Source organism: Hafnia sp. CBA7124, assembly GCF_002355555.1.
GTDB lineage: Bacteria > Pseudomonadota > Gammaproteobacteria > Enterobacterales > Enterobacteriaceae > Hafnia > Hafnia alvei.
On record NZ_AP017469.1, the window covers coordinates 4,277,955 to 4,293,021 of the forward strand.

General features: G+C 46.3%; 15 protein-coding genes. 7 read left to right on the plus strand and 8 right to left on the minus strand.

Annotated features, from left to right (window positions below):
- The first annotated feature begins 18 nt into the window (after positions 1-18).
- From CPY98_RS19435 to CPY98_RS19450, 4 genes are read left to right on the plus strand one after another with little or no spacing between them, the layout of a single operon-like run.
- The gene (locus CPY98_RS19435) at positions 19-1,749 is read left to right on the plus strand and encodes a hypothetical protein (protein WP_096388631.1); all 1,731 of its coding nucleotides are present in this window, start codon (positions 19-21) and stop codon (positions 1,747-1,749) included.
- The gene (locus tag CPY98_RS19440) at positions 1,733-2,725 is read left to right on the plus strand and encodes a hypothetical protein (protein WP_157743855.1); all 993 of its coding nucleotides are present in this window, start codon (positions 1,733-1,735) and stop codon (positions 2,723-2,725) included. Before CPY98_RS19435 ends, CPY98_RS19440 begins: the two co-directional genes overlap by 17 nt.
- A 1-nt stretch (position 2,726) precedes the next feature.
- Entirely contained in the window at positions 2,727-3,710 is a 984-nt protein-coding gene (locus tag CPY98_RS19445; protein WP_096388633.1) for a hypothetical protein, read from the plus strand.
- Position 3,711: 1 nt separating this feature from the next.
- Positions 3,712-4,668, plus strand: coding sequence for a hypothetical protein (locus CPY98_RS19450; protein WP_157743856.1), 957 nt, complete (start codon positions 3,712-3,714; stop codon positions 4,666-4,668).
- A 91-nt stretch (positions 4,669-4,759) separates the two neighbouring features.
- Here the strand turns inward: CPY98_RS19450 and rpoH are convergent, their stop codons facing one another.
- From rpoH to ftsY, 4 genes are all read right to left on the minus strand, one after another.
- The gene (gene rpoH, locus CPY98_RS19455; RefSeq protein ID WP_025799396.1) at positions 4,760-5,611 is read right to left on the minus strand and encodes an RNA polymerase sigma factor RpoH; all 852 of its coding nucleotides are present in this window, start codon (positions 5,609-5,611) and stop codon (positions 4,760-4,762) included.
- Positions 5,612-5,889: 278 nt separating this feature from the next.
- Positions 5,890-6,867, minus strand: a complete 978-nt coding sequence (gene ftsX / locus CPY98_RS19460) for a permease-like cell division protein FtsX (RefSeq protein ID WP_025799398.1) — start codon at positions 6,865-6,867, stop codon at positions 5,890-5,892.
- On the minus strand, positions 6,860-7,528 hold the full coding sequence (ftsE, locus tag CPY98_RS19465; RefSeq protein WP_004090701.1) for a cell division ATP-binding protein FtsE: 669 nt from the start codon (positions 7,526-7,528) through the stop codon (positions 6,860-6,862). Before ftsE ends, ftsX begins: the two co-directional genes overlap by 8 nt.
- Positions 7,529-7,533: 5 nt before the next feature.
- A complete protein-coding gene (gene ftsY, locus CPY98_RS19470; protein ID WP_096388635.1) occupies positions 7,534-9,399 on the minus strand; it encodes a signal recognition particle-docking protein FtsY in 1,866 nt (621 codons plus the stop codon).
- A gap of 208 nt (positions 9,400-9,607) precedes the next feature.
- Here ftsY and rsmD point away from each other — a divergent pair, with 208 nt between their 5' ends.
- Positions 9,608-10,189, plus strand: a complete 582-nt coding sequence (gene rsmD / locus CPY98_RS19475) for a 16S rRNA (guanine(966)-N(2))-methyltransferase (RefSeq protein WP_096388784.1) — start codon at positions 9,608-9,610, stop codon at positions 10,187-10,189.
- 15 nt (positions 10,190-10,204) lie between these two features.
- The gene (locus CPY98_RS19480; RefSeq protein ID WP_025799404.1) at positions 10,205-10,477 is read left to right on the plus strand and encodes a DUF1145 family protein; all 273 of its coding nucleotides are present in this window, start codon (positions 10,205-10,207) and stop codon (positions 10,475-10,477) included.
- A gap of 43 nt (positions 10,478-10,520) precedes the next feature.
- Here CPY98_RS19480 and CPY98_RS19485 read toward each other — a convergent pair whose 3' ends face one another.
- Positions 10,521-10,877 (minus strand): DUF2500 domain-containing protein, encoded by a 357-nt coding sequence (locus CPY98_RS19485; protein ID WP_043489504.1) that lies wholly within the window; start codon positions 10,875-10,877, stop codon positions 10,521-10,523.
- A complete protein-coding gene (locus tag CPY98_RS19490) occupies positions 10,874-11,194 on the minus strand; it encodes a DUF1820 family protein (protein WP_046360067.1) in 321 nt (106 codons plus the stop codon). Before CPY98_RS19490 ends, CPY98_RS19485 begins: the two co-directional genes overlap by 4 nt.
- 281 nt (positions 11,195-11,475) lie before the next feature.
- Here CPY98_RS19490 and CPY98_RS19495 point away from each other — a divergent pair, with 281 nt between their 5' ends.
- Positions 11,476-12,102 carry a lysoplasmalogenase gene (locus tag CPY98_RS19495; RefSeq protein WP_043489507.1) on the plus strand — a complete coding sequence of 209 codons (627 nt, stop codon included), beginning with the start codon at positions 11,476-11,478 and terminating at the stop codon, positions 12,100-12,102.
- A gap of 74 nt (positions 12,103-12,176) precedes the next feature.
- On the opposite strand, the gene CPY98_RS19500 is transcribed toward CPY98_RS19495, so the two are convergent.
- Both CPY98_RS19500 and dsdX read right to left on the minus strand, forming a co-directional pair.
- Positions 12,177-13,508 (minus strand): D-serine ammonia-lyase, encoded by a 1,332-nt coding sequence (locus tag CPY98_RS19500; RefSeq protein ID WP_096388636.1) that lies wholly within the window; start codon positions 13,506-13,508, stop codon positions 12,177-12,179.
- 17 nt (positions 13,509-13,525) lie between these two features.
- A complete protein-coding gene (dsdX, locus tag CPY98_RS19505) occupies positions 13,526-14,863 on the minus strand; it encodes a D-serine transporter DsdX (RefSeq protein ID WP_040046454.1) in 1,338 nt (445 codons plus the stop codon).
- Positions 14,864-15,067 lie beyond the last annotated feature (204 nt).

The window sequence follows — 15,067 nt, forward strand, 5'->3', positions numbered from 1 at the left end:
AAAACTGCGCTGGAAAAAGTGATCTCCGATGCCGCTGACAGCCAGCGTTCATTTAGCGAAGAACATAATGTATGGGGCGTGCGTTGGAACACGCTGGTGCCGGTCCTCACTCAGCCACAGGAACAAATCAGCTGGGCGGAGAAAAGCTTAAAAGCAGTAGACCGGCTTTTCCAAGGGCTGGCTCCTATTTTGGGCTCAGCAATGTATGGCGATACTTGGCTAGCGCGAACAACCTCATCGTTAAGCAAAGCCGCCATCGAGCAAATAAAAAAAAGAGTGCCTATGCTACTGCATATTATGGGGATCGAAATCCTGCGGGATGAAGAGATATTTACCCGTGAGCAACTTAATCAGCTCGTAGAGCGCATCAAACAAAATCACGCCAACTTTGCAAAAGGAGCAGCAGCTGAAAGCAATATATATAGCAAAATAGCTCACGACAGAATGCCCGTCGCCAATAAGCTATTTGACTGGGAGCACGCACTACCCGATGCCAACGACGCTATTCGTTTACGATTGCCGTTGGTAGGCGTGATTGCCCCCCAGGGGAATAAATTTAGCTTTGAGAACGCTATCGGCTACACCGAAACCGCGTCTCGCGCACTGCTTCTGCTATTTGACACCAGCTTCTCTGGCCTCTCTGCCTTTGGTAACTACACAACCTTAAGTAGCCTTGCTGAACAAACCTCAGACTATGAGAAGGCTGATCCGCTAACTCGTGGCAACGTCGCCTATACCCAGATAAAAGCCGCGGCGGCGATCATCTCATTAACGGTGGATGTGTTCACCATCTCTAAAAACGTTACGCAGCTAAGCTCGCGCGTCATACAGAAAATCCCTACCGCCGTGGCTCGGCAATTAGCCCCCAAGCTAGGGGCCATGTCTCAAGCCTTGGAAGAGGGAGCCATAAAAATAGCGGTTACCGGCGCTTTAGCGGCGGTGAATTTTCTTAGCGCCGCCGTTGCCGCGATGGATACCTATGACGCTTATCAACAGGGAAATACCGGAGAGGCCGTGAGTGAAGGCATGCTCACGCTCGCTTTCACTATTTTTGGCGGAATTGCCGTTGCTGCACTAATGGGTATAACAGCTCCAGTTTGGTTAACCATCTCGGCATTCACACTTCTTATTGGTGGAACTCTTGGAGTTATGTTTACCTCGCGTTCTGCGTTAGAGAATATTTTATATAATTGTTTTTGGGGGAAGGGTGACCTATATGGTTTTTGGGGGGAAAGCAGAGACACCATACCTTCTCAAATAGAAAAAATTAAGAAGCCATATAACTTAGAGCTAATGAAAAAAAGATTTTTTATTGAGCAACATGAATTTATAAACTTATTCTCCATGCCAAAATTAGAAATATCAGGGAGGCCAAGCGGGTTGAGTTTAGGATACAAAAAGATGATTAAATATAATTTCACCCTTCCAAATTATGAATCAGGAGTTTCTGACATTCAGTATTGTTTTTACACTTTTTCCCCTCTTAAAAAAATATTTCAATCTAAAAGAACCCCAGATGAAATTTTAAATAAAATATTTGATAAAAAAATAAAAGATGCAGAAATAGAAATAAAAGATGGATTTTTAAATCTAAAAATCGAGATGGAATCTAGGCTAGTTTATGCTTCAGGGATAGAATGGATTTATGCACCATCCCCAGATTTAATTGTACCAATGAGAATTATTGACAATAACGGAAATCTTAATACTAATTATATCATTGGTATGATCGATGAAAGGACAAAATAACATGAGACATAGCATTAATATAAAAAAAGAGAATAGAAAACCTTACTTATTAATTGAAGATAAAGATACATTACTGACTCACTATATGAAAATTAAAAATGCCGAGGGACTTTATCGCATTAACTCCTTGAAAAAAATTAACAGTGAATTTTGTTTTTTATATTCTGGAACAAATTTTATAAGGGTAGCTGTAATATTACCTTTTATTCTTATTATTACTATAAATTTATTTCAATTCATAAGTAATATATACATAGATTGGAATAAATGCGAAGAACAGCAATCATCTGAAATTTTACGCGCTATAAAATACATAGCCGAAAATAAATCTAACCTGAGCAGTCAAGAAGAACAAATAATTAATAACAGAATTTTAGAACTCCGCTCATTTACGGATAATAACTTAAATATGAGTTTAAATGATTACTTATATTATAGATGTAATATTTATGCATATGGTGGTAAGTATTTCTGGAATGACATAGTGCATATAATTTATTATTCAATTTTCATTCCTATATTATCATATGTTTTTTTTCTCATAAAAGAAAAACCTCCATTAATATTAATTAATAATAGGAAAATATTTGTAACATGGGTGGAAGGAAAAGTCTATGTAGCACGATATTCTCAAATCGGTGTGATAGAAACAGCTAGTAACATTACTATGGTTCTTTACGGATTAAAAAATAAAAACAAACTAGTTAAAAATATATTTATCTTATATGCAAATCCATTGATAATTTTTAGTACAGAGAAACAACGTAAAGACCTCTTAGCGTTTATCACCAAATACATGGTTTGGGGGCTCTCCGCCGTTGCCTCTACCGAGTACGAACGCAACATGCCCTACTATTTACGCAAAGATAAAAAGCCGGATGACTTTGAACAGCAGGTTGATGAGATCCTAGCCGTGTTGGATAAACTCGATTCTCCACGCGAGCTAAATACGCTCGCTCATATCAAAGGGAAGTGATATGTACCACAGTCCTAAATGGTTTCATTTAACAAAAAATCTTGAATCATCGCTCTTGGCTGATGAGCAGTCGCAGTTGTTATCATCGCCTCTAAAAATTAAGGATAAAGATAACCTATGTAACATAATGTCTCTGCAGTATATTAATAATCGCATTTGCAAGTTTCGCAGTGGCCTGCAAATGCTTCGGTGGATTATATTTATCCCTTGGTTTTTAGGACTAATAGTTAGTTTTACATGGTTCTCAACAAACTTTTACGACAATTGGATTTCTGAAGAAAATAGAATTATATCTGAGATAGAATATATAAATAACACCAAATACCCAGTAACAAATTCATGGGGAGAGGTTTTTGAACAAAAATATGGTAATGACAGGAAGAAGGAATTAATTAAATACATCGGCAATGATATGACAATGAGTCTAATGGAATATATAGAATATACGTTGAAAGTATATTTATATGGCAAGGAAGACTTAATTGTCAATTTCAGCATGTTAATTTTTTATCTTTCGTCAATCCCCCTTTGTTTCTACGCCGCCTTTCTTAGTAAGCAAAAAGCACCGCTAACGTTAATACGTGATAGACAGCTTTTTATCACCTGGATAAACGGCAAAGCTTTCGTTGCGCGCTATTCGCAGGTTGGTGTGGTTGAAACCCATCAGGCGGTATCTTTAATTTTATACGGATTGAATAAAGACAAGCGTATTATCAAAACTGCCTTTGTGTTGCCAACCAACCCAACCTTTATCATGAGCTCCAGCCAAGGCCGTAAGGACCTCTTAGCGTTTATCACCAAATACATGGTTTGGGGGCTCTCCGCCGTTGCCTCTACCGAGTATGAACGCAACATGCCCTACTATTTACGCAAAGATAAAAAACCGGATGACTTTGAACAACAGGTTGATGAGATCCTTGCCGTGCTGGATAAACTCGACTCACCACGCGAGTTAAATACGCTCACTCATATCAAAGGGAAGTGATATGTACCACAGTCCAAAATGGTTTCATTTAACTAAAAATATAAAGTCATCATTGCTATCTGATGAACAAGATACATTGCTTACCCATTTCATGACGGTAAAAGATATCCATAAACTTCATTATATGATTTCATTACAGCGGATAGATAGAAATAACTGTCTTTTTCGCTCTGGTTTACAACTCTTACGGTGGTTTTATTTTTTTCCTGCAATCATATTATTATTAATTAATTTTATATCATTTTCACATAATTTTCATAATAGCTGGAAGCATGATGAAAAAGAAATATTGTCTACCATAAATGAAATAGACATGAGAGATTACTCTAAGGAAAATATTTTTGGTTATTACTTTGACATTAAAGATGATAATAGATTTAAAGAAAAACAAGTTAGTTATTTAGGTGCAGACAAAAAAATGGGTATTAAAGAGTATCTGTACTTTAGGTATAATGTCTATGCATATGGGCATAGACATTTTTTTACTGATGTAATTCATGTTGCTTTCTTGTTTGTTTTGGTTCCATTCTTTTTTTATCTATCATTCTTAATAAAAAATAAAGCTCCACTTATTCTTATTCGTGACAAGAAGTTATTTATCACCTGGATAAACGGCAAAGCTTTCGTTGCGCGTTATTCTCAGGTTGGCGTGGTTGAAACTCATCAGGCGGTATCTTTAATTTTATACGGATTGAATAAAGACAAGCGTATTATCAAAACTGCCTTTGTGTTACCGACCAATCCAACCTTTATCATGAGTTCCAGCCAAGGCCGTAAAGATCTCTTAGCGTTTATCACCAAATACATGATCTGGGGACTCTCCGCCGTTGCCTCTACCGAGTACGAACGCAACATGCCCTACTATCTACGCAAAGATAAAAAGCCGGATGACTTTGAACAGCAGGTTGATGAGATCCTTGCCGTGCTGGATAAACAAGATCCTCTAAAAATTGCGTAGTCGCTCTTTTTTATTTCACTACACACAAAAATGGGCACAAAAAAGGCGATGCCAAGCATCGCCTTTTTTCGGACCGTCGTGCATTTAAAGCTTAGGCTTCAATTGCTGCACGCAGTTTTTTCATTGCATTCTTTTCAAGTTGACGCACACGTTCTGCAGACACACCGTATTGATCGGCCAGTTCTTGCAGCGTTGCTTTGTTGTCGTCGTCTAACCAGCGGGCACGGATAATATGCTGGCTACGCTCATCCAAGCCTTCCATCGCTAAGCTCAGTTTGTCAGCGGCGTGGCTATCCCAGTTGTCATCTTCGATGTCGTTGGCAAAATCAGAAGATTTATCCTGTAGGAACAGCACTGGCGCGGCAGGTGAGCTATCATCGTCGTCGTTAGACATGTCAAAAGCCATGTCCTGCGCGGCCATACGCGATTCCATTTCCAGCACGTCTTTTTCAGACACGCCCAGCTCGCGAGCAACCAGTTCAACTTCGTCCTGATTGAACCAGCCTAAACGCTGCTTGGTTTTACGCAGGTTGAAGAACAGCTTACGCTGGGCTTTGGTGGTCGCAACCTTCACGATGCGCCAGTTACGCAGCACGTATTCGTGAATTTCAGCTTTGATCCAGTGAACCGCAAAGGACACCAGTCGTACGCCCATTTCTGGGTTAAAACGACGCACAGCTTTCATCAGGCCAATGTTACCTTCCTGAATCAGGTCTGCCTGCGGCAACCCGTAGCCGGCATAGTTACGGGCAACATGAACAACAAAGCGCAGGTGCGACAGAATCAGCTGTTTTGCTGCATCCAAGTCACCCTCGTAATGCAGTCGTTCACCCAGTTCTTTCTCTTCCTCTGCTGTCAGCATCGGATAGGTGTTGGCCGCACGAACGTAAGCTTCCAAGCTACCTTGAGGAACTAAGGTTAAAGTTTGCATCTCTTTGGTCATTCAAACCCTCTCAATATTCAATCCAGCCGTACTAGTAACGCCGTAGCAATTCTAACGATATAACAGCGCGGACACTAACACGATTCTGCAAAATTTGACCGTGAGTTACCCCACAAGTTCAATGTTGCGTGCATAAATTTAGCACAATTCTACAACAGACATGAACTCATTGGGAACGTGATGGGGGGAGTATAGGATGGAGAACCGGTATCGGGTTTAACCAGAATGGCTCTTCCCCCGTCAGCAACTCAACGAGGGAAGAGTATAACACTATTTCACTATTGTGGTGTAAATCGGCGTAAATGTTGGACGGTTGCCAGCCACGCGGCAATCCAGCCAATCATGGCGGAAACCAGCACCAGCAATAGGCACTCATCCCAACCTAAACCGTGCAGCACAAACGTGGTGCCAAATACCGAGGCGACTTTAGCCACCGCGGAACCCAACTGCCAGACCATCGCCTGAGACAAAATCAGCGATAGAATTGCACCACTAAAGCCTAACAGCGCACCGCCATTAAGGAATGGCCGAAGAATAAACCCGTCGGTCGCCCCAATCAGCTTCATCACGTTGATGGTGTCGCGACGGCTGAATATGCTCAGACGCACGCTGTTACCAATCACCAAGAACACGGCCACAATCATCAAAATACCGATCATCGCCGCGACCTGCCCGACCAGCCCAGTTAGCGCAGCCAAACGCGCAAACCAGCTGTCGTCCATGCGAACTTCATCAACCCCTTTCACGGCCGCCACGCGATCGCGCAGAGTGTTGAGGGTATCACTGCTTTCGAAATTCATTTTTGGCGTAATGATAGCCACGGCCGGAAGCGGGTTTTCTTCCAGCATATCCAGCGCGCCGCCAAAACCAGACCAGTTGCGGAATTCGCCCAGCGCTTCTTCTCGTGAGAGGTAGTTAACTTTATCCACGCCCTCTTCGCCTTTCAGCACCGTCATCACTTGTTCGGCAGCGTCATCATCCAGCGCTTTATCCAGATAAACCGTTAGCTGCGGCGTTGGATACCACTGTGAAGCCGCTTCGCTAACGTTTTTGTAGACCAGATAGCACACGCTGGGCAGCGTCAGTGAAATAGCAATGACCATCACCGTAAGCAGAGTCGCCAACGGCTGGCGCATCATATCAGCCAGCGTGTTAACCCATGCATAGCGCCACTGTTCACGCCAACCGCCACGCAGCGCCTTGGCTTTGTCGGGCATTTTCGCGCGCGAGGCCGAACGATTTGGAGCCTTAGCCATGCGAAATACCTCCGTCCATACGTCCCTGACTGAGCGTCAGCATACGGTAGCGACGGCGTGCAATCAGCCCCATGTCATGGGTTGCCATCAGCACCGTAACGCCCACTCGGTTGAACTCTTCGAACAGGCGCAAAATACCCTCTGACAGCGCCTCATCCAAGTTACCGGTTGGCTCATCCGCTAACAGCACGGCAGGCTTGTTAACCACCGCACGGGCGATCCCAACGCGCTGCTGTTCACCGCCGGAAAGCTGGATCGGGAAGTTTTTGGCTTTATCCAATAACCCCACTTTATCCAGCGCCGCAGAGACACGGCGGCGAATATCTTCGCTGCTGGCACCTGAAATAATCAGCGGCATCGACACGTTGTCGTATACCGTTCGGTCCATCAACAGATGATGGTCTTGGAAAATCATGCCAATCTGGCGACGCAGAAACGGAACTTCTGAGTTCCGTAAGCGGCTGATGTCATGACCACCAAAAAGAATATGTCCTGCGCTTGGACGCTCAATGCCACATATCAGTTTAAGCAGGGTACTTTTCCCTGCGCCTGAGTGGCCGGTGAGAAACGCCATCTCGCCCTGGCGTAGATGGAAATCTACGCCTTGCAGAGCCTGACGCCCGCCCAGATACGCTTTACTGACCTGTTCGAAGCGAATCATCCGTATTAATCCTCACGGGCAAAAAGTGCCTCAATAAAATCGTCGGCCTTGAATGGCCGTAAATCTTCGATACCTTCACCAACCCCGATATAGCGGATTGGAATGCCAAACTGATCGGCCACGGCAAAGATCACCCCGCCTTTAGCGGTGCCATCCAGCTTGGTTAACGTAATACCGGTCAGACCAACCGCTTCGTTAAACAGTTTTGCCTGACTCACCGCGTTTTGTCCGGTGCTTGCATCAATCGTCAGCATAACCTCATGTGGCGCATCTTCGTCCAACTTTTTCATTACACGAACAATTTTCTTCAGCTCTTCCATCAAGTGCGATTTGTTCTGCAAGCGTCCTGCGGTATCGGCCAGCAACACATCAATATTACGTGCTTTGGCCGCTTGAATCGCATCAAAGATAACGGAAGCAGAATCAGCGCCAGTATGCTGTGCAACTACGGGGATATTATTGCGCTCCCCCCAAACCTGCAGCTGTTCAACCGCCGCCGCACGGAAGGTATCACCCGCCGCGAGCATCACGGATTTACCTTCGGCTTGGAACTGGCGAGCCAGCTTACCTATCGTGGTGGTTTTACCCACGCCGTTAACGCCAACCATCAAGATGACAAACGGCGTGCGGCCACTGACGTCTAGCGGTTTATCGACGGTGCTTAAAATCTCACCCATCTCTTCTTTCAGTTTGCCATACAGCGACTCTGCGTCTTTGAGTTCTCTACGGCTAGCATGTTCCGTCAGAGATTTGATAATTTTGTTAGTGGTTTCAACGCCCACATCGGCAATCAGTAGCTGTTCTTCCAGCTCTTCAAACAGATCGTCGTCGATTTTCTTACCGCGGAACAAGCCGAAAAATCCGGAACCCAGATTTTGTTTGGTTTTCAGCAGGCTGCGTTTAAGGCGAGCGAAGAAACCTTCTTTCGTTGGGCGTTCCTGTTCATGCTGAACAACTACCGCAGCTTCCGGTTGCGCTTCAGCGTGAGATTCATCCTCATCGGCTTGATCAACCTCTGCGCCATCAACGACGTCGGTATCCAGATCGACAACCTCTTCTGAGCGCGCAATCTCAGCGATCACTTCGATGGCTTCTGGCTCAGGCTCTGGCTCGGAAACGGATCCTCCCACCACCGGCTCATGTTTAATCGCATCATCTTCAGCGATTTCCTGCTCAACCAGCTCTTCGATATAGGGTTCGTCAATAACCGGTTCTTGATGAACATGCGGATGCGCCGCTGCAGTCAGCGTAATCACTTGCTCGGCAAACACTTCCGCATCATGTTCGAGATGCTCACCGCCGTGGTGATTGTCGTGCTTGTTCACCAGCGGTTCGCTGGCATGAATAATAGTTTCAGCGGTTGTCTGGGCGGAAACTGGCGTATGCTCAGGTTCGGCCGGTTCAGCGGTAGCTTCCGGCGCAGGTGCCTCTTCGTGATGCGCCTGAGTGAGCTCTACAATTTGCTCAGCAAAAACTTCGGCACCTTGCGCATCGGGACGATGCTCGTGGCTTGATGCTAAATGCTCCGTCGTTTCAGCCAGTTCATCAGCCAATACTTTAGCTGGCGCTTCACGCTGGGCATGCTGCTCCGCCAACGGCAGATTTTCAGCGGCATGCTCTGGTGCAACGGTGGCATCCCATTCGCCGGGAGTTTCCACTGAAGCCGCATAGTCAGATTCACGCTCAGGCAGTTTGTCATCCAGCGATTCTGGCGTAGTGGTCTGCTCTGATGGCGCATCAGCTTGATGTTGTTCTGTTTCTTCTACCACTGGTGGTGTTTGCTGTTCGTCTTCTTGCGCCTTTTCCGGCTGCTCTTCCTGACGCCCAAACCCTAACCAGGAGAAAAAACCACGTTTTTTATCTTTTGCCATAGTGCGACGACTCTCCCGCCTGAAATTCAAAATTATTGATAAACTGCAATTGAACAAGTTTATCACTTAACCCGTTATCGCAACATGCATGCCGATGGGTTTCAAGTGGCATTTCCATCAATAAACGGTTACCTTGCACGGCAACAATGAAGATTGGCCTGTAATGGCACCGTCTAATACTGCAACCCAAACAAAAAATACCGCATTCATGGCAAAAAAATCTGCATCCCAATCCAGCGGACAAATCCGCATCATTGGCGGCCTATTGCGTGGCCGAAAACTTCCTGTGCCAGACAGTCCCGGCCTGCGCCCCACCACGGATCGCGTGCGCGAAACGCTGTTTAACTGGTTGGCTCCCGAGCTGAATGGCGCTCGCTGTCTCGATTGTTTTGCCGGCAGCGGTGCTTTGGGCTTTGAAGCCGTTTCTCGCTATGCCGAGCATGCTACGCTGCTTGAAGCCGACCGCACGGTGGCTGCACAGCTCAAAAAAAATGTCGCGCTGATTGGCACCGATAAAATCACGGTACAAAACACCGATGCGCTAAAATGGTTGTCACAGCCGGGTACGCCCTATCAGGTGGTTTTTCTCGATCCTCCCTTTAGAAAAGGGCTATTGGCAGAAACGATTACGCTGCTAGAAACACATGGCTGGCTCGCAGACGAAGCCTTTATTTACGTGGAGGCCGAAGCCGAAAGCGCAGCGGCAGATGTGCCCGCAAACTGGGCATTGCATCGCGAAAAAGTGGCGGGTCAGGTCGCTTATCGTTTATATACGCGCAGCGCGTCATAATTCGAGGAAATCACAATGGGAATTAATATTGGCCGCTTGCTCATGCTGTGCGTATGGGGGTTTATGCTGGTTAACATCATCCATCCTTACACCCGCCCGCTGAATATCTTTATGAACGTGGCGCTAGTGTTTATGGTGTTGATGCACGGTTTACAGGTCACAATGCTGAAAACCACGTTAACCAAAGACCAGCCGAAGATCGGCAAATGGCAGGAAGTGCGTATTTTCCTGTTTGGCGTTTTTGAACTGCTGGCTTGGCAGAAAAAGAATACTCCGCCGAAGAAATAATGAATGGCTGGATAACCCTCCCCTACAGGGGAGGTTTTAGCTATTACGCCTGTGGTTCAAAACTCACGAAGCGCGTGCCCTGCGTGCTGAGTGTACCGCGCGCACCTTTGTCTATCTGATGATAGGTTTTTTCCGGTACGACAAACTTCAGCTCACTTCCCCCCATTATTGGCTGGAAATAAACCTCATAACGCATATCTTCACCCGCAATCACTTCGCGCTGGCGTGAACGCCGATTGGGCGCAGGAAACTCGCGCTTAGCGCTCACTTCAACCTGTTGAGTGCTCAGCGGTGCGGCATCGTTAATGGCATTTTGACGGCGTTGCTGCATGAAACGTTGGGCAGCAAATACCACAATAACAGCAACGATCACGACGAATATCAGCGGTGGTTTACTCATGGTTTTTTGCCGGGGAGATAAGGGAAGACGGTGACATTATCGCCTAAATCAGAGATTCGTGCGCTGCCGCGTTCGGTGACGGCATCAATGCGAATAACGGCCTGAATAGGAATATAGCTGCGCTCTACGCCAGAGAATTCGTTCTTCAACCTCTCCTCTGAGGGATCGACCAACACGGCGCTTTGGGTATCAAAAACAAAATCGGCGATTTCGAGAAAACCAAACAAATTGCTTTGTACAATTTCACGCACGTAAAGCTGATAGTTTTTACCGTTGTTCATAAACTGAATTCGGTATAAAGGCGCTTGACCAGACATGACGTTCCTCATCACTGCCAATGGGCAATTTCAAATTCAATAACTTTGTAACGACCACAACGCCTGCTCAGCAGCATATGCGCTATGGATACAGCGGGTTAACATAACATGAAGTTGTTTACACTTCATCCGCACCGATAGCAGGTAAAGTGATTGTCGCCGCCTGCGGTGATCCCCTACACTCAGAAGATAAGTGACTATCTATTTATTCTTATTCTTGATGCGACGTCAGCATCATAAGAATCAGAAAATTAACCTGCTAATTAAAAAAAGGATAAATGATGAGTTGGGCTTTTCTTGCAGTTTTATTTTCTGGCTGGCTATTTGTTGATGCCAGCTATCGTGGCCCGCGCTGGCAACGTTGGGTCTTCAAACCCGTCACCCTGCTGTTACTGCTTTTGCTGGCATGGAGCGCGCCCAATATTCAGGCCAGCGGCTATTTGATTCTACTTGGCCTGCTCGCCACACTTGCCGCTGATGCGCTGTTATTGCTGCCACGCGAGCGCGTGCTGTATGCCATTGGCGCGTTTTTCTTATCACATCTTCTGTACACCATCAGCTTCGCCAGTGCCTTAACGGTCTCGTTCTATCTGCCGATGTTGGCGGTATTAATCATTATCGGGATTGCTTTGATAGCCACCATCTGGACGCGTTTAGACGATATGCGCTGGCCAGTGGTGACCTATATTGCGATGACGCTGTTGATGGTGTGGATGGCAGGCGATCAATACTTTGCACGCGGCACCGATTTTGGTTTCTCACTGTTGGTGGGAGCATCGCTATTGCTGTTGTCTAACGTGGTATGGCTGGTCAATCGTTATCGCTTCACTTTCCGCGCCGCCGACGCCATTATCGCCGCCAGCTATTTTGCCGGTCATTTCCTGATTGTGCGTTCGTTGTATTTGTAAGCTCCGCAGATAACCCTCAGATAGATATAGAAACGGGGCAGCTTGCCCCGTTCGCCTATTTATCGCGCCAGCGACTACACTTTCGCCGCAGAAAGATATTTCGCCATCTCATCTGCTGGCACCATGCCTCCACCCGTTGCCCATACCAAGTGAGTCGCATTTTGCATTTTCTGTGCGTCTAATCCGTGGCTCTGTAGATATTGAGCATCCCCACAGACTCGTGCCGCTCCCGGCATTCCCGCCAGCGCCGAAGGTTCAAGCTGAATACCTTGCTGCTGATTTAAAAGCCCCAGCAGGTTATACATTTCCTGATCGCTTAAGGTATACAAACCATCAAGCAGCCGTTCCATCGCTCGCCCAACAAAGCCGGATGCACGTCCCACGGCTAAACCATCGGCGGCGGTGATATTGTCGATCCCAATATCCTGCACTGAAATTTCATCATGCAGGCCTGTATGAATACCCAGAAGCATACACGGTGAATGAGTCGGCTCTGCAAAGAAGCAATGCACGTTGTCGCCAAAGGCTAATTTCAGACCAAATGCAACCCCGCCAGGGCCACCACCTACGCCGCACGGCAGATAAACAAACAACGGATGTTCAGCATCAACGTGAATATTCATCTGGCTAAACTGTTGGCGTAAACGCCCACCGGCAACGGCATAACCTAAAAATAGCGTGCGTGAATTTTCATCATCAATAAAGAAACAATGAGGATCTGATTCCGCCTCTTTGCGCCCTTGAGCAACGGCCACGCCATAATCCTGCGCATACTCCACCACATTCACGCCATGCTCACGCAGTTTTTGCTTTTTCCACGCTCGCGCATCAGCCGACATATGCACACTAACGCTGAAGCCAAGTTTGGCGCTCATAATGCCGATCGACATGCCTAAATTACCAGTAGAGCCTACCGCAATACTGTATTGGCTAAAGAATTGGCGGAACTTGTCGGAATACAGCACGCTGTAGTCATCATCTTCTGACAGCATTCCCGCTTCAATGGCCAGCTTTTCAGCGTGGGTAAGCACTTCATAAATCCCGCCACGCGCTTTGATCGACCCAGAGATAGGCAAATGACTGTCTTTTTTCAGCATCAGCTGACCAGCAATTTTTTGCTGATAGCGCTGTTCCAACGCAGCCTGCATCTCCGGGATCGCAACGACTTCTGACTCAATAATACCGTACGTTTTTTGCGTTTCTGGGAACGCTAAGCAAAGGTATGGCGCAAATCGTTTAAGGCGCGCTTCCGCCTGCGTAACGTCATCCTGCGTCAAACCAACGTAAGGAAGCCCCTCAGCCAACGTGGTGGTATTTGGGTTAAACCATGTAACTGCATCTAAGTTAATCAGCTTTTTAACCAATGGATATTGTTCAACCAAATGTTCAATTTCAAACGTATTCATAAATAGTATCTTCTCGATTAAACGATATAAGAGAGTAGGAAAGTCGTGCCTAAAGCGATCAGCGACGCGATGAAAGTCGCCACTGTGTAATATTTAAATGTCTCACTCAGCGTTGCACCACAGTATTGCTTAACCAGCCAAAACAGGGAGTCGGTGACGATGGTGCAGCCAATCGCACCAGAGCCAATGGCTAGCGTGATAATTTCAGGGCTCACGTTGGGATAAAGCGGCAATACCGGCGCAACAATCGCCGTGGCCCCCATCATGGCCACCGTGGCAGAACCCACTGCGGCATGAAGAATGATCGCCACCAGCCAAGCCAGCAAAATTGGATGCATATGCATATTGGAGAGCAGCACCGCCAAAGTATCAGCAAGGCCACTGGCTTTAAGAATGCCGTTAAATGCGCCGCCCGCACCGATAATCAGCAAAATGTTAGCAATTGAAGAGAAACCATCTTCCGTTTTGCTCAGCAGTTTACCCATGCCCATATGCTGACGGATGCCTAAAACGTAATAGGCAACGAAGGCAGCGATAAACATCGCCGTAATCGGGTTACCAATGAATTCAAAGAAGTTATACAGCGCTGAACCCTTGGTCATATTGAGTTCGGCCGCCGTCTTGATCAGCATCAGCACAATCGGCAGCAACACGGTAAATAACGTGGCACCCAACGATGGTAGATCTTCTTCTCGACGCACTTCCAGCTCAGAAAACGCGGCGGGGACTTGTTTAAACGGAAGGCGATGACCGACAAACTTCAAAAATAGCGGGCCACCGATCAGCGAAGCCACAAGACCCACCAACAGGCCGTATACAATGACGGTTCCAATATCAGCGCCTAACGCATTGGTCACATACAAGGCCGCCGGATGCGGAGGGACAACGCAATGCACGGCCATTAATGCGGTACACAGCGGGATCGCCAGCTTCAGCAAAGAAGTATTGGTCTTTTTAGCAATTGAGAATGCCAGAGGGATCAGCAACACCACACCCACTTCCACAAACAGCGTAATACCGCATACCAAGCCAACTAAAACCATAATGACGTCTGGTGATAACCAACGGCATTTTTGCAACGTAATGCCGATACGCTCAGCGGCACCAGAAACCTCCATCATTTTGCCCAGAATAGTTCCCAGACCAATCACGGCGGCTAAAAAGCCTAAGGTTCCACCAATCCCACCTTCAATGGCATTCACCATTTCCAACGGGTTCATTCCCATTAACACGCCGACATAAAAACTGGCCAGCAGTAGTGCTAAAAATGGGTGAATCTTAAATTTAACGATGGTTAATATAATTATTATGATGCTTGTTAATAGCGTTCCAACGACCCAAATTTGCGAGCTCATTTCCAACCTCACCCTGTAATAAATCACCTGTCTATTGGATAAGAAGTGAACATCGCTGACAAACGATCAAATTCAGCCTTCACATGAGCCAGATTGAATCAAACGGGTGATATTGGTCAAAATAGAAAGGAATTATCGCGATTGAGTCACATTAACTCATCTGTGAGCACGCTAAAACGCTCCGCTAGCGTATGCTGATGCTCT